This is a genomic window from Candidatus Margulisiibacteriota bacterium (assembly GCA_041661965.1).
Classification (GTDB): Bacteria; Margulisbacteria; WOR-1; order O2-12-FULL-45-9; family XYB2-FULL-48-7; genus XYB2-FULL-45-9.
In genome coordinates, this window is record JBAZTH010000001.1 from 401,364 (window position 1) to 422,409 (window position 21,046).

Below are 21,046 nucleotides of genomic sequence, written 5' to 3' on the forward strand. Positions count from 1 at the left end.
AATTTCATAATATGGTAAAAAAAGCGGTTGTCTTATTATCCGGTGGCCTCGATTCAACTACCACTTTATATTACGCCCTTAACAAAGGTTATACCTGCCAGGCTTTAATATTTGACTACGGCCAGCGGCATAAACGGGAATTGCGGAGCGCAGTAGCGGTCGCTAAGCGCGCGCGGGTCCCTTATCAGATCCTTAAGATTAGCTTGCCCTGGAAGGGGAGCGCCTTGCTAGATGCCAGCGTCCAGGTGCCAGTTGCCAGAACTTTGAAAGAAATTGGTAAAGGGATACCTTCAACTTACGTTCCCGCCCGCAATACCATCTTTTTAAGTTTTGCCCTCTCTTTTGCCGAAGCGATCGGCGCCCAGGCGATTTTTATCGGCGCCAACGCCCTCGATTATTCCGGCTACCCCGATTGCCGCCCCGATTATTACGCCGCTTTTCAGAAAGTGATAGCAAAAGGGATCAAGGCATCAAGGATTAGGATCAAGACCCCTTTAATTAATATGACTAAGGCGGAGATTATTAAACTTGGACGGAAGCTCGGCGCCCCGCTGGAAATGACCTGGTCATGCTATCAGGGGGGGAGTAAGCCCTGCGGGGTTTGCGACTCGTGCCGTTTGCGGGCGAAGGGTTTTTTGTTATATAATAAAGCTTCATGAATCCACTTTATATAGTCTGTATTTTAACCGGAATAATCCACTTTACTGAAACGGCCGCTTCGTCGCTTAGGCTGGCCGGAGTGCGGACCGGGCAGATCGCGACCTCCCTTTCTTTTGTTAACGCTACCTTGCTGGTCACTCGGACCTCCAATATGCTCCAGGCGCCGTTCCTGGGAGGCTTGGTTGACCATGCTATCTTGACCGGTCAGCCAGATGCCTTGATTAACTCTTTCCGCTTGGTGATCCTGGCCGCTTTTGTCGGTAATTTACTGGGGGCTGCCTGTACCCCGTTTTTCGTGGCAGTTTTTACCAAAGCTATTCTCCGTTTTGAAAAGGCCGGATCGGTCCCGCGTTTGATTGCTGCCGCTTTTTTACCGAAAAATATCCGGTCGATTGCCAAGCTTTTCTGCTTGCCGACTAAGAAGTCGTTTATTAACCTGACCATGAAAGGGGTCCCGACCGGGTTTCTCTGGACCAATTTGATCGTCGTTTCTGTTTACGCGATTGGGGTCCTTTCTTCCCTTTATGCCGGGGCGCTGGTCCCCGAGTTCCGGATCACTGCTTCCCAGCTCTCCGCGATCGTTAACGGGATTGCTACTATTTTATTAGTCACTCTGGTCGATCCGACCTGCGCTTACATCACTGACCAGGCGATCAGGGGGAAGCGGCCGGAAGCCGATGTCCGGGCGATGGTTTTTTATATAATTGCGGGACGGGTCGTCGGGACCCTGATCCTTTCCCAGCTCCTCTTCTTGCCCTCCGCTGAATACATTAAGTCAGCGACGCTTATGGTTAAAGGAATGTTCGGTCAGTGAAGATAATCCGCCATCCAAGCAAAGGGAAACTCCAGCGGCCGGTCGTCGCCCTGGGGACCTTTGACGGAGTTCACCTGGGTCACCGCCGGGTGATCGAAGCGGCGGTTTCTTACGCTAAAAAGATCGGTGCTCATTCGGCCGCTATTACCTTTGATCCTCATCCCCAAGAGGTCATTGCGCCGGCTAGGGGGCTCAAGCTCCTAACCACGCTAGCTGAAAGAGAGGCGTTACTAGCCGATTTAGGTATTGATTCCGTGATCGTTAGCCGTTTTACTTCTCAACTCCGGAAGCTAAGCTATCGGCAATATGTTGAACGTTACCTGGTCAAGAAGCTCGGGGTCAGAGCGGTCTTTGTCGGTTATGATTATGCTTTAGGCAAAGGGCGAAGCGGGACCGCCGCCGCTCTCAAAAAACTAGGAGAAGAGTTTGGTTTTGAGGTGAAAGTTATTCCGCCGGTTAAAGTTCGCGGCCAGATCGTTAAATCCGGGCTGATCAGGGAGTTGCTCCTCAAGGGGGACTTCAAGCTGGCTTACACACTTTTGGGACATCCTTATCGATTGACCGGTAAGGTGGTCAAAGGGAAGGGTATTGGAGCGAAGATCCTTGCCACTCCGACCGCCAACCTGAAGCCGGACCCGCGCAAGCTTATCCCGGCGGCCGGGGTTTACGGCGGTTTTACCGGCGGGAGGAAATGCGCCGTTAATATCGGCCTCCAGCCGACCTTTGGTCATAATTCCCAGTTGGTCGAGGCTCATCTGCTTAATTTTAATGGCCGGCTTCTCGGCCGGACCCTGGCGCTCGATCTCTTTTCTCGTCTCCGTCCGGAACGCCGGTTTGCTTCGGTTGCCCAACTTAAGGTGCAAATAAAAAAAGATATTGCCCGATTGCGGGGTATGTGATACAATATACTTAATATGTTAAAAAAGGAATTAAAACAAGAGGTCATCGGGAAATTTAAAAGGCATGTGAGTGATACTGGATCACCCGAAGTCCAGGTCGCGCTTCTGACCAAAAGGATCGATCAGCTGGTGGAACATCTTAAGATAAATAAGAAAGATCACCATAGCCGGCGCGGTCTTTTAATCCTGGTCGGTCAGCGCAAACGACTACTTAATTACCTCCACCGGACGGATGTTAAGAAGTTCGAAGAGCTTTCCTCTAGTTTGAAAACAAAATAAATGATTAAGACAGTTGAAAAGACCCTTAGTGACGGAAAAGTCCTCTCCATTGAAACAGGCCGCGTAGCCAAAGAAGCCGGCGGTTCGGTTATTATCCGCCTCGGGGATACCATGGTCCTGGCGACCGCCACGATGAGCTTAACCCCCAGAGAAGGGATCGATTTCTTCCCCTTAATGGTTGAATTTGAAGAAAAGCTCTATGCCGCCGGGAAGATCCCGGGCGGGTTCTTCAAGCGGGAAGGGCGCCTTTCGGAAAAAGCGATCCTCAATTGCCGCAAAGTTGACCGGCCGATCCGGCCGATGTTCCCCGAAGGGTTCCGCAATGATGTTCAAGTCGTGATTACTCCGCTTTCGGTCGACCAGGAAAATCCGCATGATGTGCTGGGGATTATCGGCGCTTCAGCCGCTCTCTCCATTTCCGACATTCCGTTCGACGGGCCGATCGGCGCGGTCAGAGTTTCTATTGTTGACGGCAAGTTCGTGGCCAATCCAACCCTGGCCCAGACCAAAGACTCAACCCTCGACCTGGTGATTGCCGGAACTAAAACGGAAATTTCCATGATCGAAGCCGGGGCCAATCAGATCACCGAAGAGCAGATGCTCGAAGCGATCAAATTCGGCCACACCTTCATTAAAGAAGTCATTGCCATGCAGGAAGAATTGGTTAAAAAAGCGGGCAAAGAAAAAGTTAAAGTTGAAGTTTACCAGATCAGCGACAAGGTCCGCTCTTTTGTGACTAAAATGGCGGCCGACCGGATCGAAAAAGCGATGCGGATCACCGACCGGGAGACCCAGCTCGACGAACTTGACGCGATCAAGACAGAGGTCAAGAACAAGGCGTTGGAGAACAAAGAGCTGGAAGATGAGCTGAAAAAGCATCCCGGCGATATTAAAGCGGTCATTGAAGAGATTGAATACGAAACGATGCGCCGCCTGGTCCTCAAAGAGAACAAACGGGTTGACGGCCGCGGACCCAAAGATATCCGGGAGATCAACTGCGAAATCGGGACTTTGCCCAGGACCCACGGTTCGGCGATCTTTTCCCGGGGCCAGACCCAGGTTTTAACGATCTTAACCCTTGGTTCACTTGGGGAAGAACAGCGGCTTGAAGGGCTCGACCTTGAAGAGACCGGCAAACGCTACATGCACCATTATAACTTCCCGGCTTATTCGGTCGGCGAGGTTCGTCCGATGCGCGGTCCGGGACGCCGGGAAATTGGTCACGGCGCTCTGGCGGAGAAAGCTCTCCTGCCGGTTATCCCCGGTCCCGATGATTTTCCGTATACCCTCCGCCTGGTTTCCGAAGTCCTGGGAAGCAACGGCTCCACTTCCATGGCTTCGACCTGCGGTTCGACCCTTGCCCTGATGCACGCTGGAGTGAAGATCGCGGCCCCGGTAGCCGGCATTTCGGTCGGCTTGATCTCCGAAGGGGATAAGTTCGTGACCATTACCGATATTCAAGGGCTGGAAGACTTCCTGGGCGATATGGATTTCAAGGTGACCGGTACCCGCAAAGGGATTACCGCGATCCAGGTTGATATCAAGATCAAAGGGCTTTCTTTCGATCTGATCAAACTGGCATTGGAACAGGCTAAAGAAGGCCGCTATTATATCCTTGATAAGATGGAAGCGATCCTCCCCAAACCAAGCACTGAATTGTCGCCATTCGCCCCCCGGGTCATCTCTTTCAAGATCGATCCGGAAAAGATTGGCATGGTCATCGGGCCGGGCGGGAAGAACATCCGGCGGATCACCGACGAGACCGGTGTCCAGATGGACATCGAAGACGATGGGACGATCCGGATCACGACCAACGACGCCGAGATGGCGAAAAAAGCCAAAGCGGAAGTTGACGCGATCACCTTTGAACCAAAAGCGGGGGATGTTTTCCACTCTAAAGTGGTCAGAATTATGGACTTCGGCGCTTTCTGCGAGATCCCGGGCGGGAAAGACGGGCTGGTCCACATTTCCCAGCTTGCTCCCCAGCGGGTCGCCAGGGTTGAAGATGTCTTGAAGCTTGATGACGAAGTGATCGTCAAAGTTATCGAGATCGACGACAAAGGCCGGATCAACCTGACCATGAAGGGCGTTACGGAAGAAGATAAAAAACGGGCGATGTAGGCTACAGTCGCCGGTTTCTTTTTTATTTACCGAACAGAGCTGTGCCGAAAGCGCCGGGCGTGTCAATTTCTCCAATTGGGACTTCGATCTTATTGGGGCCGACAATATAACCTCTTTCCCGGTAAGCGGCCTCTTTTTCTTTGTAGTATCGTTGCGCCGGGTCGGCGACATACCATTTACCATTAACCAGGATTTCTACCCAAGCGTGGCGCGCGTCCTTGCCGTGGCTAATGATCGTTCCTCTAACAAAGCGCGATTCAAGTCCCCATTCCTGATAGAGAAGCTGGAGGGCCGCCGCTTGATGCCGGCAACAGCCGGTCCGTTCCGCGATAAAGATTCCAAGCGATATTTTCAGATTATGATATTTAGCCGCTAAATCTTCCCAGTTTTTGTGCCAGCCTTCGTCGGTGTCTTCCCAGGTATATTTAAAATGAGCGGTGACGAAGTTGAAAAGGACTTCGGCTTCGGTTTTTCCTCTTTTAAAGAACCGGGTCCGGTGTTCGCTTACGGCGTCGATCCCTTCTTCAATGAACCTTCGGGTCCTGTCATCGTCGCGGATCGAAATAATTTCTCTTTCACTTAGGCCGGGAATATTACAGCCAAAGGGGAGCCGTTCCGGATCTGGGACTGGCCCCAGCTTTGGCTGGGTTACTGGGATTTGGTCAGCAGTGGTGGGAAGGTAAAAATCGACTATAAGGTTGTTGATTTTTAAATTGTTGCCGGCCTTTATTGGGTACCAGTGGTTTATTTCCGCCTTCATCGGTTGACCGGTTGCCGCGACCAAGTCGAAGTCGATAAGAGGTTGGACTTCCCATTGGTCATGGGTTCGGTCGTATCTGAAGTACGCGACCCGCTCGGCATTCAAGTTGCCAGGCAGCTTGATCTGAAAGAGGGAGTCGGGGCTCTCTTTTCCTCCCAAGATTAAATAATAACGGTTATCTCTCATGGCGCGGGCAACTTCAGTGTTAAAACTCCTCTCTTTATTGACCTGGAGGAAGAGCAGGATTTTATCGAAGATTTGAACTTTTTCCCTTCCGCCGGGGAGTGGAAGAATGTTTCTTGGTTCCTCCGGTTTCTCCGGAAGCGAAAAGAGATATTCTTGCCTCTCTCCGAAAACCAAGTGATAATCAGTGGCAATTGGGACCCAGCCTTTAATCCCTTTTTGTCCGCCGAGTTTGATTTGCGTGCCAAGGTCGTCAATGACTTTGAAATGTGCCGCTGGATTTTCTTCGGTCGCCCGGATCCACCACTGGCTTTTTTCCGGCTCGAAACGGAGCTCGGCGACTTTTCCTCTCTGGTCACCGGGGAGTTTAAAGAGAGCGGACTGATCTTTTTGGCCCCCGATAAATAGGGCTTGATTTAGTCTCATGGCCGAGCCGATCTCATGGCTGCGGTGAAAGTCCATGATGTTGTAGAGAAAAGGAGGACCATAGATCCGAGCGTGAAAAGATCTGGGGCCGACCGCGCCCGGACGATTTGGGCCGGTACCGGTCCCAATTGGTAAGCTACTGACCATTAACGCCTCCTATGGTTCTGATACATATTTATCGTGTATTTAAGGGGATTTCTTGCGCGAAATGAGGCTTTCTGTTCCCATGATCCGCAAATAATGTTAAAATAGCCTCATGGATAAAAAAGTCTACCGCGAACTTGGTTTGACCGATGCCGAGTTTGAAAGGATCGTTAAGACCCTCGACCGCGAGCCGACCCCGACCGAAACGGCGATGTTTTCGGTCGAATGGTCCGAGCATTGCGGCTATCCCCGTTCCCGCAAATACCTCCGTCTTTTCCCCCAAAAAGGGAAATACGAGGCGCTGGTCGGCGAAGATGCCGGCGGCATAGTTTACGACGGCAAAGCGATCATTTTCAAAGCGGAATCTCACAACCATCCCTCCCAGGTAGAACCGCGGCAGGGGGCGGCGACCGGAGTTGGGGGGATTATCCGGGACATTTTTACGACCGGCGCCCGGCCAATCGCCCTGCTTGATTCGCTTCGTTTCGGCCCGCTCGATAATCCGCTCAATAAGTTCATCTTTTCCGGCGTGATCGATGGAATCCAGTTCTACGGCAACTGCGTTGGGGTGCCGACCGTCGGCGGTGAGATCTATTTTGACGAAGCTTACGCCGGCAATTGCCTGGTTAACGTCATGTGCGTCGGGGTTTGCGACCGGGAGGAGATCGCCCGGGCAAGGGCTCAAGGGCCGGGGAATTCGATCATTTACGCCGGTTCCAAGACCGGCCGCGACGGGATTGGCGGTTGTTCGGTCCTCGCTTCCTCCGAATTTGAAGCGGGGGAGTGCGAGAAACGGCCGACCGTTCAGGTTGGCGATCCTTTTACCGAAAAATGCCTGATCGAGGCGACGCTGGAAGCCCTAAAAACCGGCTTAGTGGTCGGGATTAAGGACATGGGAGCGGCGGGACTGACCTGTTCCTCGGCCGAAATGGCGGCGGCTGGTGAAGTTGGGGTTGATATTGATCTTGATAAGGTTCCTTTGCGGGAGACTGGGATGGAACCATGGGAGATCATGATGTCGGAATCGCAGGAACGGCAGCTTCTTTGTGTCCAGCAAGGGCAAGAACAGCCGATCCTCGATATTTTCCACAAGTGGGGGTTGGAAGCGGAGGTTGTTGGGACCGTGACCGAAGTTAAGCAGGTAATTATCAGAAGCGGCGATAAAATAGTTGCTAACCTCCCAGCGGACGAACTGGCCAAAGCTCCAATCTATGAGATGGCGTTTGAAAAGCCAAAAGTCGAAAAACCAAAAGTAAAAAAACCGACCAACAACAACCAACATCTTCTTAAATTACTTAGTGATCCGAACATTGCCAGCAAGAAATGGGTTTATGAACAGTACGACCACATGGTCCAGCTGAACACGACCGTTTATCCGGGCGGTGACGCGACCGTTCTTCGCCTTAAAGACAAGGATTGGGGGATCGCCGTCACGACCGATTGTAACGCCCGCTATTGCCAGCTTGACCCTTATGTCGGGGCGCAGATCGCCGTCTCGGAAGCGATGCGGAATCTGGTGGTGACCGGGGCCGATCCGGCGGCGGTGACCGATTGTTTGAACTTTGCCAATCCCGAGAAGCCGGACCGCTTCTACATGTTCAAATCGTGTGTCGAGGGGATAGCCGATGCCTGTAAATTTTATAACTTGCCGGTCGTTTCCGGTAACGTCTCCCTTTATAATGAAAGTCCCAAAGGACCGATCCTGCCGACCCCGATGATCGGGATGGTCGGGATCGTTAAGCATATCAATCAGCGCTGTTCGGTCCATTTTAAAGAAAAAGGGGACCTCTTGATCCTGTTAGGAGAGACCAAAACCTGGACTGGGATGCCGGAGATCGATCTTAAAGTTGAAGCCAAGGTCCAAAAAGCCTGCCTGGAAGCGATCCAGCTGGGGTTGGCCAAGTCGGCTCATGACTTATCGGAAGGAGGCTTAGCGGTTGCCTTAGCTGAATGCTGTATTCACGGCAAGATCGGTGCTTCACTTAACCTGAACGAACCGGTTGATAACAATTCACTTTTATTCGGGGAAGGGCAGTCCAGGATCCTGATCACGATCTCGCCCGACAATATTTTCCCGCTTTCCGATATTGCCATGCTAAACGACGTTCCCTTCCAGATCCTGGGGAAAGTCGGCGGCGCCTCGCTTTCGATCTTTAAGAAACAGAAGAAACTGCTGGAACTGCCGGTGAAGAAAATGAGCGACGCTTACTATAACGCGATCCCCAACTTGCTGAAGCCGCCTAAAGCCGGCGGGAAGAAATAATGGATGCCACGGCGGCAGTTGTTATCTTTATTTTTGTCGTCTCGATCATGACCAGCGTCGGCGATAAAAACAACTCCAGCAATCGGGTCGTTTCTCCTCCCGGCGTGGTGTACAACGATGTCAGCGCTCCGCCGCTTAAGCCGGACGACGATGAAGTTGAAGAGGGCGAGCGGGCGGCGATCCAAAAATATATCGCCAAATACCGCAAACCTGACGAAGCGGCAACGATTGCCGAAAGCATTGTCCGCAACGCCAACGAAAAGAACGTCAATCCCAAATTGATCACCGCTCTAATGGCGCGGGAATCCAGATTTAACCCGAAAGCGGTTTCTTCATCGGGAGCGATCGGTCTTGGCCAGCTCCTCCCTTCGACCGCCAAGGGGTTAAAGCTTGACGATCCTTATGATATTGAACAGAACACCCACGGAACGGTCCTTTATATTAAGTCCCTTTTACAGCGCTTTGGCGGTAACGTAACCAACGCGCTGGCCGGTTACTTTGAAGGACCCAATGCCATTACCCGCAACGGCGGCTTCTCCGCCAAGACCAAAGCCTACGTCGAAGATATCCTCAATATAGCGCAGAAGATATAGAATCCTGGCAATAATCTTGCTTTCTTTGCCTCATGCAACTGACCAAAGAACAACAACTCCTCATTCTTGGAATAGTTTTATCATTATTAGTTGGCTTCGGCGTAATGTATTTCAAACCGGGGAATTCTACTCAAGAGCTGGCGATCCTACCGCCGGAAACGGCGCCTAAAGTTGAGGTCCATCTTTGCGGCGCGGTCCGCAGAGAAGGGGTCTACGAAGTAAAAAGTGGCGACCGGTTGATCGATATTCTTAATCTAGCCGGAGGAGCTTTGCCAACTGCCGACCTTTCGGCGGTCAACCTGGCAGAACCGGTTAAAGATGGCCAAAAGATCGTTATCCCGCTGAAGGTTGTTTTGCTCCTGGAAGCTGGCTGCGCGGTTTCTCCCGGCGGCAAGGTCAGTTTGAATTCAGGGGACGAAAAGGCTTTCGATGATTTGCCGGGGATTGGGGCCTCAACGGCCAAGGCAATCGTTGCTTACCGGCGGAAGAATGGACCTTTTACCAGGCTTGAGCAGATCATGGAGATCCCCCGATTCGGCAAGGCCAAGTTCGACAGAATAAAAGATCGGTTAGTTCTTTGAAAAACCGCGCAGGGCTCTCCCCCCTCGTCCTGATAACCGCCGCTTACGCGCTGGGGATTGGCCTGGGCCAATATGTTCCGCCGCCGTTGCCGCTTTATTTGCTGATGTTATTTATAGTTTTGGCGATTATTGCTTTTATCCTCAAGATTGAGCTCGGTCGGATATTGTTGGTTATTTTTTTGCTTTTCGGCCTAAGTTCATCTCAATTGCGGGGCTCTCATGCCGAGCCGCTGGATCGTTTCGTCGAAGCCGGTTATTTAACAATTCAGGGAGAAGTGATAACCGTTCCGCGCGTTAAAGAAGGGAAGAGTGCTTTTTCTTTCCAACTGCACCGGCTTTCTCGCGAACGGCAAGAGTATCATTTTAACAGGGAAATTATGGCTTTTGTTCCGGGAAGCTTTGATTATGGCGACAAGCTGGAACTAAGAGGACGGCTTAGCCGGAGCGACTCTTTCGCTAATCCTCTGGTCCCGGAGAGAGAGGTTCCTTTTCTTTTTTCCGCAACCGACTGCCGGAGGCTTGGCAAGGGGGGAAGCTGGCTGAATAAAATAACCTTTGCTTTTAGCGCTCGGTTTAATGATGTCCTGGCGCAAATTTTGCCGCGCCAAGAGGCTTCTCTTTTGGGCAGTGTTCTTTTGGGGAGCAATGTTTCGCCGCTCGATCCGGAAGTTAAAGACGAATACCGCAAAGCCGGGCTTATTCATTTGCTGGTCGTTTCCGGAACCCAGGTTTCGATCTTGATCGGAGTTTGTTTGTCTTTAGCAAAATTATGCCGCTTTCCACTCTGGTTAAGCGCCGCGGTCGCGACTTTATTTAATCTATTGTTAGTCGTAGTAACGGGGGGTGGGGCCTCTATTCTCCGGGCGGCAATTATGGGGGAGATCGCGTTGCTCGGATTATTCTTCGAGCGGGAAAAAGAGTTTTATACCGCTTTGGCGTTGTCTGCTTTAATCTTATTGTTGTTTGATCCCCATTACTTATTTGATCTCGGTTTCCAACTTTCTTTCCTGGCGACTTGGTCGCTTTTTTATCTGGTCCCGCCGCTAACCGAAAGCTTGCCGGAGAAATTGCCGGGGAGAGAACTTGTTGCTTTGTCGGTCGGGCCGCTTCTGGCGACGACCCCGCTGATCGTCTACAATTTTAGTCAGTTTACTCTAGCTGGAATATTGCCCAATTTTATTATTCTTCCTTGGATCGAGCTGCTGGTTGTTTACGGTTTTTCCGCGACCATGATCGGTTTTATTTTTCTGCCGCTCGCGAAAATAATGGGGGGGACGATTTGGCTCGGCCTGGTCATTCTCGACCTCATTGCCAAAACAATTGCCGGACTGCCCGGCGGTTCAGTCTATGTTAAACAGGCTCCGTTCGTTTGGCTGATCGCTTATTATCTGGTTTTAGTCGGGCTGTTTAAAAAGATCGGAGCGAAAGAGCGTTTCTGGCCCGGTCTGTTGCTTTTTCTGGCGCTTTTTTGTTTTCCACTGTTTATTGGCGGGACAAAAGGCTTGGCCGTGACCTTTATTGATGTCGGCCAGGGAGATGCGGCCTTTATCCAATGTCCCAACGGACGGACGGTCCTGATCGACGGCGGTGGGGAAGAGCGCGATAAGGGGCGGGGTTATGACCGGATCGGCAAAATGGTTCTCTTGCCGTTCCTGCGCAAGCAGGGGGTCAATAAAATCGATCTGGTGATCGCGACCCATCCTCACGCCGACCATATCGCCGGCTTAAATGAGGTCCTCAAGAGCGTGAAAGTTGATAATTTGATCGATAACGGCGAAATATTTAATTCGCCGGCTTATTTCCGTTATCGGGAATTGATCGAGAAGAATAAGATCAAACACTCGACCGGCCGGACCGGCCTGAAGATCAATCTGGGGTCGGGGGTGGTTGGCCGGATCGTGTGGCCGGCTGATTTGCACAACTCGACCAACGGCAATTCGATCGTTCTGCGACTGGCTTACGGGCAAATTTCATTCTTGTTTACCGGCGACCTGGATAATGAAAGTGAAGAGCGGCTGCTGCGTCTGGGAGAACCGCTGCGCTCGACTTTTTTAAAAGTGGGGCATCACGGGAGCGCGACCTCGACTTCGGCTGAATTCTTGGCGGCGGTCTTACCCCGCGTCGCGATCATTTCCGTCGGCCGGCGCAATCGTTACGGCCACCCCTCAAAAAAAGCGCTCGAGAAGTTAACTCCTTACGGACTTCTGATGACCAAGGATGTCGGCGGCATAACGGTTCAAAGCGACGGTCGAAATTATACTATTGAGACAGCGAGATCGTGCCGGTCCGCCAGAAATAGTCGACCGCGCGGTTGACGGTCGAAACCCGGTAGAGGACTTCGCACGCTTCCGCCCGGGTAAATTTAGCGTTCGGCTTGAAGGGTTGACCTTCAAGATACTTCAGCAAACCGGCGTTCTTGGCCGGCAGAATATTCTTGTTCGCCCAGAAATCGGCCGGGAGATCAGGGAAGGGGATGCCGGAGTAGAACTTCTCTTCGCTTAGCCCGGCATAACGCATCAAAATGGTGATCCCTTCCGCGCGGGTTAAAACTTTGTTCGGCCGGAAGGTCCCGTCGGGATAGCCGGTTACGTAGCGAATGATACTGCCGTAGTTTATCTCCTTGGCCGCCCAGTGTTTTGGAGGGACATCCTTAAAGATCTTATTTTCGCCGTAAGGGATCATCGTCGCTTCCGGCTTGTCCAGGGTCCGAACGAGAAGGGTGACGAGTTCCGCTCTCGAGATCCCTTTTTCCGGGTAAAATTTGCCGTCCGGGTAGCCCTTGACCATGCCGAGCGTGACCGCGAGAGCGATCGGTTCGATCGCCCAGTAGCTCATCGGCGTGTCGGAGAAGGGGAGGAAGCGAAGAACTGTGACTTGGTCGGAATAGCTTTCGGCGGTCAGAACCTGGTTGGAACTCAAAATTTCATAGCTGGTTTGTCCGGTCAGGGTGATGACGTTCCGGCCGACATAGAGAATCTGGTTTGCTTCGATCGACGCGGTGTTTTCCAAGGGGAGATTGTTGACGTAGATCTTGCTTAACGGCTCGATCGTGGTCAATTCCCGGACTTCGATGGTCGCGCCGAAAGCGGCGACCTTCCAAATGGTCTGTTTTTCCAGGATTTTAGTGACCGACCCTTCGCCGGAAACGATCACGTATGCTCGGTCGGTCACCAGGCGATTGGGGGGAGAGGTGATCTTTAAATAGCCTTTCTTGGCTTTGGCCCGTAGGGAAGAGCTCATGGTTTTTTCTCCGACATAGGAGAGAGAGAAGTAATGCGGGTTGTCCCCCGGCAGATTGGGGCGCTGGACGTAAGCGTAATCAAAACGATACCCTCTGTTGTAGAGGCCGACCCCCAGGGTCAGGCCGGTCCCGCCGTCTTCCTGGTTAAGACCCGCCCGGAGAAAAATATTTTGCTGCGGCACGTATTCCACTCCGGTATGGAGCAGCAGGCCTCCGCCCAAGGTTGAGTTTGGCAAGTCAAGTCCCAGACCGGCGACGACCGTCTGTTGATTCTTATAGAGCGCGTCTTCTTTGCCCAAAACGTTGATCGCGCCGCTGAATTTATAATAGCCGCCGATCTTGTCTTCCGTCCCCCGCCATTTCAGGCCGCTTCCGAGCAGGTTTTGCAGGGTCCCCGATAGTTTCAGCCAGGGGTTGTGGCGGTAGGTCGCCGAGAGATCGAGGGTCATGGCCGACGCTTTATCATTGGCGTTCCCGCTAAGGGTTTGATTGATCAGTTTAAGGTTGGCGCCGATCGCCAGGTTCTCGGGCGAATCAAAATCGCGGGCGTATGAGAAGACCAGGGCATGATTATCATAACTCCCCGCTTCCCGGCTTGGGTCTTGAATGATCCGGCCGGTCGCCGGGTCGCGCATCGTCGCGAGCGAGCCGCCGGTGTTTAAGCCGGTAAAACCGAGGCCAAAAACGCCGTACTTGGTCGGGAAAGCCCAGCCGGCGAGAGTGTATTGGGTTTCATCCATTGCTAATTTCCCGGCGGTGGCGGTAAATTGCGGGAATTCGATCTTGGTCAGGGCCGACGGATTGAGGAAAATGTCGCTGCCGTCGGTCGTTAAGCCGAGCGACGCGCCGCCCATCCCAAGCTGGCGGGCGTTGTAAATTGTGCTACTTGGGTCAAGGGTTGAACTGGCGAAAGCGGGGGTAAGACATAATGTCAAAAGTCCAATCGCGATATTTAATAAAGTCCGCGTCATTGCTTATACACCGTGATCTTTCCTTTGGCCAAAACTTTGCCGTCGGCGACGATCAAAACGATATAGATCCCATTCCCCGTCATCGTTCCGCCGTCGGAGCGACCGTCCCAGGCGACTTCGTTATAACCGGCCCGTCCGCCGGCAGTGCCGGAGCTGTAGTTTTTCTTCGCGACTAAAGTTCCGGCCAGAGTGTGGATGGTGAGGGTGATGTTCGCTGGTTTGGATAACAGGTAAGAGATCGCCGCGTTCCCCTCCCCGGGATTGAAAGGATTAGGGTAGGTGAGCGGCACGCCGAGGACTGCCGGCTCCTTGTTTGCCTGAACGTAAAGCGGGGTGATCTCGTAAGTCGCTCCCTGACTTAAAGAGTCGAACGCTTCAATGGTGATCGAATGGATCCCGCTGGCCAGCGCCAGGGCGGGAGTGAAAGACGCGAAATAATACGAGCCTGTCAGGGCGAAAGTCAGGCTGGTCTTTGTTCCGTCGATATTGATCGTGCCGCCGGTGACCGGATTGATCGAGGAGACCCTGGCGGTTAACTGCGGCAATTCAGCGATCGGGTCCCCCGGGATCGCCTGGATGCCGTCGATCAGTAGCGTGACCTTTGGTTTGTCGTCCGTGACCACAAACGAGTACGCGGTAAATTCCGAGGTGGCTGAATTGCCGATCGCGTCGAACGGCCGGATCTCCAGGCGATGTTCGCTCCTGGTCAGGTTGGCGGAGAGCGGCATGGAAAAGATCTCTTGATCGGAATTGTAGAGGCCGTCGATCGGGTCGGCGGTCTGCCAGGCGCCGCCGTCGATCCGAAAGTCGACCTGCCCAATTCCGGCTTCATCGGTGGCGATCCCCAGGAAGGTCGGCCGGATATCGGTCGTCAGGTTGTTCGTGGGCGGGTTGAGGATTGCCGCAGTTGGCGGCGCGTAGTCGGGGACGCTGTCGGTCGTGTAGAAATAAAAGGATTGGTCGTTAGCCATCGCGCCGCCGCTTTCGTCCCGAACCTTGGTTTTCAACAAAGTGATAGTGTAGGTCTTGCCGGTTTCAAGCCCGGAGTGAGGGAAAGTGATCACCCGGCCGCTGGCATCGATCGTCGGGGTCCCTTTGATGATGGTCGGCGTGGCGAAGATCCAATCGGCATTAACGGCGGTGGACATGCGCTTGTTAAAAGTGACGACGAAGGGCTGGTTGAGCGGCGCTTTGACGGCGCCGCCGGCCGGGATGGTCGAGCTGATGCTCGGGTCGATCCCGGGGGCGTAGGGATAGGTGACGCTGAAGTTCCGCATGCTGTTGGAACCGAGCCAGAACGAGGTCAGCAATTCTTTGATCACGCCGCCGGAATCGCCGATCAGGCTTCGGGCATATTCGTAATAAGGCCGGTCGCCGCTGTCCCGCCCGCTGCTTTTGTAAAAGGTTTTGGTGTAACCGTTGGTGTAAACCCGATAAACGGAATAGCCGGTCGGATATTGGAGCGCCGGTCCCTGCCTGACATAGGAGATCCCGTGAATATCCCGGCGGTAATTATCGGCGACGTGGCCGGAGACGACCGCCGCCGCCAAGGGATAATTAAATCCGCCGGCGCTGTAGGTTAGCGTCTCTAGCGTGTCGCGGAAGCTCTGGCCGTTATCGATCGCGGTCGTCCCCTCCACGGTCGGCAGGTCGATCGGGTAATCGCGCTGGGTCGCGCCGTCGATAATGACCCCGGTAAAATCGTAAGCCGGATAGCTGGAGAAAATAAAGGTCTTTTTGGCTTCCGCCGTCACCAGGTCGCGGACGGCGTTGATATTGATCCGGCCGTTGCCGGCGGACTGGACCGAATCGGCAAAGACAAAATTATAGTGTTTATAACTGAAACTGTAATTGTAAACGCTGTCGGTCGCCGAGTCGGCGGTGACGTACTGGGTGAAATTGTCGCGGAGCGGATTCAGGTTGTCGCTGATCCAGTTGGTGGTGTAGTCGGCTTTCTTGTCATAATAGCCGGGGACCGGGTTCAGGCGATAGTCGGGGTTATTCAAGTCGCTGGCCCCGGTAAAAGGGGCGAAGCGGGCTTTGAATTGGTTCTTGGCCTGATCGCCGGAATCGGTTGTCCAGATATCGACCTGGTTGCCGTTTAAGACCAGAAAGGCCGGTTTATCGGCGAGGGCGTTGAGATCGGCGACGGTCGAATCGATGATCTTGTCGCAGACCGAATAGGGGATCCCGCGCGCGCCGGTGCTGTCGGGGGTGCGGCCTTCGGCATAGCGCGGATCGGACAGCACGGCAAAACTGAAGAGATACTCGCCGGTCGGCCGTTCCAGCGTGGTGACGCTCCGTTCCGGGCCCAGGGCGCCGCCGGAGCGGACCCGGTATTTGTAGGTCGTGTTGGACCAAAGCCCGCTGACCCGGCAGTAGTGATAGTTCGTGGCGCCGCTGACCGTCGCGGTCGCGTAATAGCCGCCGATCCCGTATTCGATCGCCGTGGCAGCCGCTTCGTCGGTCGTAGTCCAGGTGACGATAAATGAAGTGTCGTCGACACTGGTCAATTCCTCATTGATTATATTGACCGTGGCCAAGACCGGAGCGGCGGCGATCAGGAAAAGCAAGGCGATCAGTAATTTATTTTTCATGGTTAAAACCTGTAGGTTATCCCGACCGACTGGATCAGTTTGATATCTGAAAAGTTGAATTCTTTTTTGCCGTTACTGCCTGCCCCTTTAGTCCCATAGGCGCTGGCTGTCGAGGCGGGATCGAATTCCGCCTGGTAAGCGACCTTCCACGGTTCTTTCTCGACTGCTAGTCCGCCGAAAACGGTCTTGCTCAAATCGAGATTGTTCGAGTCAAACTGGAGGACATTGATAATTGATAAGGCATTGTACCCAATAGCGCCCTCTACTTTGTAACCCCACAGGTTGATCAGGGCGCCGAGGTCCATTTTAGGCGGCAAGCCGCCGGCGACCGCGAACGTGTTGTCCAGGCTTTTTTGTTCGTCGGCGGTCAGGCCGGTGGCGGTCGGTTTAAAGAGCCAGGTTAGGCCGTAACGGACCGTTATCGGCAGTAAAAACAACTGACTTTCAATGCCGACGTGGAGAAAATTCAGGTCGCGGACCACGATGTCCCGCGGCTGATTGCTGCTGTCATTGACCCGTAAGGTGATCGGATTCTGGTTCTGTTCCCAGTCGAGCGCGATCAGGAAGGGGCGCTTGAAGGCGACCCCGTAACGAAATCTTTTCGGCAGAGTGAAGATCTTTTCTTCTTCCATCAGCAGTTTGGTCTCTCCCGCTTCATAAGAGGTGACCCAGTGGTCGCTGATCGGCGACCAGCTGGCCGGACTTCCCGGCTGAAAGAGGGTGCCGGCCTCCTCCGTGTTGATCTGCCGGTATGAATAGAAAGCGGAGAGGCCGCTCCCTTTCATGGCGATCGCGGAGTTGGTGAAATTCTCGAACATCAGGCCGAGGACGAGCCAATCGTTAACGTCGTACATCATGCCGAGGTCGAAGCGGCTGGCCGTTCCCCGGTAAAAGCCGCGGTATTTGGCGTTGGCGACGATCTCGCCGGACGGGAGTTTGATCTGTTTCCGGGAGTAACCGGCGGAGGTGCCGTAGAGGTCGGGGTCGACCATCCAGTTGCCGCCGGAGTTGGGATCGTTGGGATCGAAATTCGGAACGTAAACGAGCTGGTCGGTCGCGTCGGACGGAACGACGGTCCGGATGTCGTTGTCGATCTCGCCATAGGCGGAGATCGGGATCAGATTGAGCCCGGCGTGGAAGTTTTGGTAGTTGCCGGCGATTGTGCCGATGAATGGCGAGTCAACCTTGAGATCGTTTCGAAGCTCCGCCAGATTGTGGACCGGAATGGTCACCTCCTGGGAGAGAAAGCCGCTCCAGACCGGGGCGGTGGTTTCAGTCGTCGTGATCAGGCTTCCCGAACGGAAGGTGTAATGAAGGATCCCGGTATTGTCGATGTAAAGGTCGTCGGAACGGAAATTATGAAGATCGGCGAACATTTTGCCGGTGACCGGGAAAATCCCGGCCATTTCCAGGTCGGTCTCGACCGGATTCCTGGTCGAAAAACCGACTACCAGCCACTCATTGACCCGCTGGGCGGCGGAAAAGTTTAAGCCGGAAGCGGCGCTTTCGGCGTTGGTTTGGCTCAAGAGATCGACCTTGGCCGCGGTGGCGTTGGCGGGCGTATCTTCTTGCTCGCGGAAAAAGATCCCGTAATTAACTTTAGCGTTGTTGCCCGGGTTATTGTTGAGGTCGATCGAGCCGCTTTGTTCGTCGATCGGCGAGGTTTTAATCCCTTTAAAGCGGCTGGAACCGAGGTACCCATCGAGCGAATATTCGCTCAATTTAAGCTTCGAAAGGGAGGCCGGGTTCCAAAGCACAGTTTTTTGCCCCAAAGAGATGGTCGTAAAATAACTGCCGAAACCGGGATAGGGGTTTTCCAGCGGTGGTAATTTTAAATTAAGGTTAACATAGGGAAAACTTACTTCGATCGCGTGGGCCGCGGTCATCAATAAAATAAAGGCGACCGGGAATAAAATCCTCCACAACTTCATTAAGCGCATTTTAAGTTAGCGAGTTGTTTTTGTCAATGAAAAAAGCCGTGCTATAATAAAAATCAAATGCCAAACCATAAGGTAATCGGCTTGACCGGGCCGATCGGCTCCGGGAAGAATGAAGTTGCCCGATTATTCGCCAAAGCCGGGGCGACGGTGATCGATGTCGATCAAGTCGCTCATGAACTTTACCGCCGCGATTATCCGCTTTGGCAAAGGCTGGTTGAAAAATTCGGCGCGGTCATTCTAAAAAAGGGGGGGGAGATCGACCGGCAGAAGCTTGGCGCCATCGTTTTTGCCGATCCCCGGAAGCTTAAACAGCTGAATAAATTAGTTCATCCCGCCTTAAAAAAAGAAATAGAACGTAGAACGCGGAACGTAGAACGTGGAACACGGGACGTGGTGATAAATGCGGCTCTTCTGAAAGAGATCGGCCTCATTCCACTTGTAGATGAGGTTTGGGTCGTGACTGCCAGCGAGAAAGCCCGATTAGCCCGCCTGTTGAAAAAAGGGTTGCTTAGAAAACAAGCCAGTGAACGAATGAAGGCCCAACCGGTAGCCGCTAATTTTTTACGAATCGCCGATAAAATAGTGGATAATAACGGCACTCTCCAGACCTTAAAAAAACAAATTTCGCCTTTTATTCGCGCAAGTTGAGCTTGGGGTTTCTCGATATGTAAATAAAGGGGTGTAGCATGTCAAAAATTAACAATTATTATCATCGGGCGGCCGAGATCTACCATCGGATCTTTAATCGTTCTTATCCTCAAGTGGCGACCAAGCCGGTCCTTTCGGTTGCCGGTCTTTTTCATGAGATTACCGATATTAAACAAACCCTGGCCGATGTCGCTTATAAGTTTCAAGTGGAAGCGAGCGGCGTATACAATAAATATTGTTTGCGGCAGTCAACGGCCGGCGGCGCGCTCGGCTCCTTGATCAGGATAAAAGGACATGCCGGCGGGGTCGTTACGATCGGCGACCTCCATGGGAATGTCGACCGCTTAAACGCGATCTTAAAAGAGTTCGGGCCCCAGCTCCGTTCGGGCGAACTTTCTTTGGTTTTTCTGGGCGACCTTATCCATCCGGAAAGAACCAATCTGGCGGACATGCGGGCCTCTCTCGGCCTGCTGAACGCGGTCATTCAACTGAAAAACACCTTTCCCGATCGGGTCCATATTTTAAGGGGCAATCATGATGTTATCCTGGACGGAATAAAATCTCCAGCCGACCGCCGCCGGGTGATCGATCATGTTTTAAACCATCAGCGCGATCCCGGCTTAAAATTATTTGTTGATCTCCAGAACCTTAATGCCCTCGATCCGTCGGCGAGGGGGTTGCGGTTGGGAAAAAATGTCGATCCGAAAGATCCGCGCACTTTTGTCCCCCAAACGGTCGAGTTTCTCCGCTATTTGGTCAATTACTATCAAAACCAGGGGAAAAGCTTGGCCGAGATCGACCAGATCGTCGCCGGTTACCAGTCTTTCTTCGACGGCTGCCCGCTGCAGGCGGTCGTTCAGCATAAAGACGGGGTGATTTACATGGCGCATTCAGCGATCCCCAATCTTCCTTTTCCCTCCACTCGGGAGATGGTCGAAATGAAAAATAATCAGCAACAGGTTGATCAGATCCTTTGGAACCGGTTTGAAGAAACGCCCGATACTTCAAAAGAACAGTACGGCAAATCGCATATTAAAGCGGCCATTAATCGGTTGGCTGTGGAATTTGGGGTCGCTCCGTCGCAAGTCTATATTTATTCCGGCCACGAGCGGGAAAAATCATGGGCAACTTCTCCGGACGCGGCCCAGCCGAACTACAAGATAATTCATTCGAACGTTGATAATAACTTTGGGGTCGGTTTGTTTGGCGAGAGCTTGATCCGGGACCGCTTACACGTTAAAAAAGGGTGGATCCCTTTCTCAACGGTCTATGAGATGGGGAATGCTCGCGACGCTAGCTCTTTGCCGGCGGCCGCTTAAGCGGAGGCAGGACCGGGATCCCCTGATAACCGTAGTTCCTTAATTGTTCCAAGGAAAAAAAGAGGCTTTTTGTTCCGGTTGGATTCACGACTTTTTTATCCGCCGCCAGGCGGTCGCTGACCGCGACCGAAACGATCGAGGAAAAACCCGGCCCGCCGTGTTCCTTGTCCATTTTCCCCAGCATCGCGCAATAGAGCGGCGTTTCCAGCTCGTCGATCGATGGGTCGGCCGTTACTCCGGTGATCGCCAGGAAAAGACGGCGGTGAACTCCCGGTCCGACCATTGTCAGCTGCTCAAACGCTTCGCTGAAAGCCCTTAATTCCTGCTTTTCCGGACGGCAGAGACCGTAAGTCTCAATTTCTTTGCCGCTTTCAAAAGTGTGGAAGAGGAAATTAAGCCGCTGAAAAGTCGTGGTGCTTATTCGGTTGGCGTGGAAAAATTTTCTTTGCAGATCGTGAAGGAAAGCGTCTTTGATCTCCGGCCGATCGAGCGTTTGCCAGGCGGTTTCCGTCGCCAGAGCGATCCGTCTTTTAACAAAGTCATGCGGGGTGGAAAGCGTTCCGCTAACGCAGTTTCCTATTTTAATTAGATTGATCACAAGTAGTTC

The 21,046-nt window shown here is 53.0% G+C and carries 16 protein-coding genes; 11 read left to right on the top strand and 5 right to left on the bottom strand.

Translation table 11 applies throughout. The annotated features are described in order from the left end of the window. Window positions 1-11 precede the first annotated feature (11 nt). From queC to WC772_01740, 5 genes are read left to right on the top strand one after another with little or no spacing between them, the layout of a single operon-like run. A complete protein-coding gene (gene queC / locus WC772_01720) occupies window positions 12-659 on the top strand; it encodes a 7-cyano-7-deazaguanine synthase QueC (protein MFA6169474.1) in 648 nt (215 codons plus the stop codon). Continuing rightward, on the top strand, window positions 656-1,474 hold the full coding sequence (locus WC772_01725) for a lipid II flippase Amj family protein (protein ID MFA6169475.1): 819 nt from the start codon (window positions 656-658) through the stop codon (window positions 1,472-1,474). The genes queC and WC772_01725 overlap by 4 nt, the downstream gene beginning before the upstream one ends. Continuing rightward, the gene (locus WC772_01730) at window positions 1,471-2,373 is read left to right on the top strand and encodes a bifunctional riboflavin kinase/FAD synthetase (GenBank protein ID MFA6169476.1); all 903 of its coding nucleotides are present in this window, start codon (window positions 1,471-1,473) and stop codon (window positions 2,371-2,373) included. The genes WC772_01725 and WC772_01730 overlap by 4 nt, the downstream gene beginning before the upstream one ends. 15 nt (window positions 2,374-2,388) lie before the next feature. Next, window positions 2,389-2,652: a 30S ribosomal protein S15 gene (gene rpsO / locus WC772_01735; protein MFA6169477.1), complete on the top strand. Its 264-nt coding sequence runs from the start codon at window positions 2,389-2,391 to the stop codon at window positions 2,650-2,652. Beyond that, window positions 2,653-4,773, top strand: a complete 2,121-nt coding sequence (locus tag WC772_01740; protein ID MFA6169478.1) for a polyribonucleotide nucleotidyltransferase — start codon at window positions 2,653-2,655, stop codon at window positions 4,771-4,773. Between the two features lie 22 nt (window positions 4,774-4,795). Here the strand turns inward: WC772_01740 and WC772_01745 are convergent, their stop codons facing one another. Further along, window positions 4,796-6,289, bottom strand: coding sequence for a transglutaminase domain-containing protein (locus WC772_01745; protein MFA6169479.1), 1,494 nt, complete (start codon window positions 6,287-6,289; stop codon window positions 4,796-4,798). Window positions 6,290-6,398: 109 nt separating this feature from the next. Between WC772_01745 and purL the strand changes: the two genes are divergently transcribed. From purL to WC772_01765, 4 genes are read left to right on the top strand one after another with little or no spacing between them, the layout of a single operon-like run. Next, complete coding sequence (gene purL / locus WC772_01750) at window positions 6,399-8,549, top strand: phosphoribosylformylglycinamidine synthase subunit PurL (GenBank protein MFA6169480.1); 2,151 nt, start codon at window positions 6,399-6,401, stop codon at window positions 8,547-8,549. After that, window positions 8,549-9,142: a lytic transglycosylase domain-containing protein gene (locus WC772_01755; protein ID MFA6169481.1), complete on the top strand. Its 594-nt coding sequence runs from the start codon at window positions 8,549-8,551 to the stop codon at window positions 9,140-9,142. The genes purL and WC772_01755 overlap by 1 nt, the downstream gene beginning before the upstream one ends. Window positions 9,143-9,174: 32 nt before the next feature. Next, window positions 9,175-9,723 carry a ComEA family DNA-binding protein gene (locus WC772_01760; GenBank protein ID MFA6169482.1) on the top strand — a complete coding sequence of 183 codons (549 nt, stop codon included), beginning with the start codon at window positions 9,175-9,177 and terminating at the stop codon, window positions 9,721-9,723. Continuing rightward, window positions 9,720-12,038: a DNA internalization-related competence protein ComEC/Rec2 gene (locus WC772_01765; GenBank protein ID MFA6169483.1), complete on the top strand. Its 2,319-nt coding sequence runs from the start codon at window positions 9,720-9,722 to the stop codon at window positions 12,036-12,038. The genes WC772_01760 and WC772_01765 overlap by 4 nt, the downstream gene beginning before the upstream one ends. Here WC772_01765 and WC772_01770 read toward each other — a convergent pair. Genes WC772_01770 through WC772_01780 form a run of 3 tightly spaced genes read right to left on the bottom strand, consistent with a single transcriptional unit; the run spans window position 11,983 to window position 18,463 of the window. Beyond that, window positions 11,983-13,935 (bottom strand): S-layer homology domain-containing protein, encoded by a 1,953-nt coding sequence (locus tag WC772_01770; protein MFA6169484.1) that lies wholly within the window; start codon window positions 13,933-13,935, stop codon window positions 11,983-11,985. The two genes, WC772_01765 and WC772_01770, sit on opposite strands and share 56 nt — an antisense overlap. Continuing rightward, entirely contained in the window at window positions 13,932-16,532 is a 2,601-nt protein-coding gene (locus WC772_01775; GenBank protein ID MFA6169485.1) for an Ig-like domain-containing protein, read from the bottom strand. Before WC772_01775 ends, WC772_01770 begins: the two co-directional genes overlap by 4 nt. Before the next feature lie 2 nt (window positions 16,533-16,534). Further along, window positions 16,535-18,463, bottom strand: a complete 1,929-nt coding sequence (locus tag WC772_01780) for a hypothetical protein (GenBank protein MFA6169486.1) — start codon at window positions 18,461-18,463, stop codon at window positions 16,535-16,537. 66 nt (window positions 18,464-18,529) lie between these two features. On the opposite strand from WC772_01780, the gene coaE reads away from it, so the two are divergent. After that, the gene (gene coaE, locus WC772_01785; GenBank protein ID MFA6169487.1) at window positions 18,530-19,120 is read left to right on the top strand and encodes a dephospho-CoA kinase; all 591 of its coding nucleotides are present in this window, start codon (window positions 18,530-18,532) and stop codon (window positions 19,118-19,120) included. A 38-nt stretch (window positions 19,121-19,158) separates the two neighbouring features. Continuing rightward, window positions 19,159-20,439, top strand: coding sequence for a metallophosphoesterase (locus WC772_01790; GenBank protein MFA6169488.1), 1,281 nt, complete (start codon window positions 19,159-19,161; stop codon window positions 20,437-20,439). Here WC772_01790 and WC772_01795 read toward each other — a convergent pair. Then, complete coding sequence (locus WC772_01795) at window positions 20,414-21,037, bottom strand: hypothetical protein (GenBank protein MFA6169489.1); 624 nt, start codon at window positions 21,035-21,037, stop codon at window positions 20,414-20,416. The two genes, WC772_01790 and WC772_01795, sit on opposite strands and share 26 nt — an antisense overlap. Between the last annotated feature and the right edge of the window lie 9 nt (window positions 21,038-21,046).

Coding starts and splice junctions, on each gene's coding strand:
- queC (MFA6169474.1), top strand. CDS start 12: ATGGTAAAAAAAGCGGTTGTCTTATTATCCGGTGGCCTCGATTCAACT.
- WC772_01725 (MFA6169475.1), top strand. CDS start 656: ATGAATCCACTTTATATAGTCTGTATTTTAACCGGAATAATCCACTTT.
- rpsO (MFA6169477.1), top strand. CDS start 2,389: ATGTTAAAAAAGGAATTAAAACAAGAGGTCATCGGGAAATTTAAAAGG.
- WC772_01740 (MFA6169478.1), top strand. CDS start 2,653: ATGATTAAGACAGTTGAAAAGACCCTTAGTGACGGAAAAGTCCTCTCC.
- WC772_01745 (MFA6169479.1), bottom strand. CDS start 6,289: ATGGTCAGTAGCTTACCAATTGGGACCGGTACCGGCCCAAATCGTCCG.
- purL (MFA6169480.1), top strand. CDS start 6,399: ATGGATAAAAAAGTCTACCGCGAACTTGGTTTGACCGATGCCGAGTTT.
- WC772_01755 (MFA6169481.1), top strand. CDS start 8,549: ATGGATGCCACGGCGGCAGTTGTTATCTTTATTTTTGTCGTCTCGATC.
- WC772_01760 (MFA6169482.1), top strand. CDS start 9,175: ATGCAACTGACCAAAGAACAACAACTCCTCATTCTTGGAATAGTTTTA.
- WC772_01770 (MFA6169484.1), bottom strand. CDS start 13,935: ATGACGCGGACTTTATTAAATATCGCGATTGGACTTTTGACATTATGT.
- WC772_01775 (MFA6169485.1), bottom strand. CDS start 16,532: ATGAAAAATAAATTACTGATCGCCTTGCTTTTCCTGATCGCCGCCGCT.
- WC772_01780 (MFA6169486.1), bottom strand. CDS start 18,463: ATGAAGTTGTGGAGGATTTTATTCCCGGTCGCCTTTATTTTATTGATG.
- coaE (MFA6169487.1), top strand. CDS start 18,530: ATGCCAAACCATAAGGTAATCGGCTTGACCGGGCCGATCGGCTCCGGG.
- WC772_01790 (MFA6169488.1), top strand. CDS start 19,159: ATGTCAAAAATTAACAATTATTATCATCGGGCGGCCGAGATCTACCAT.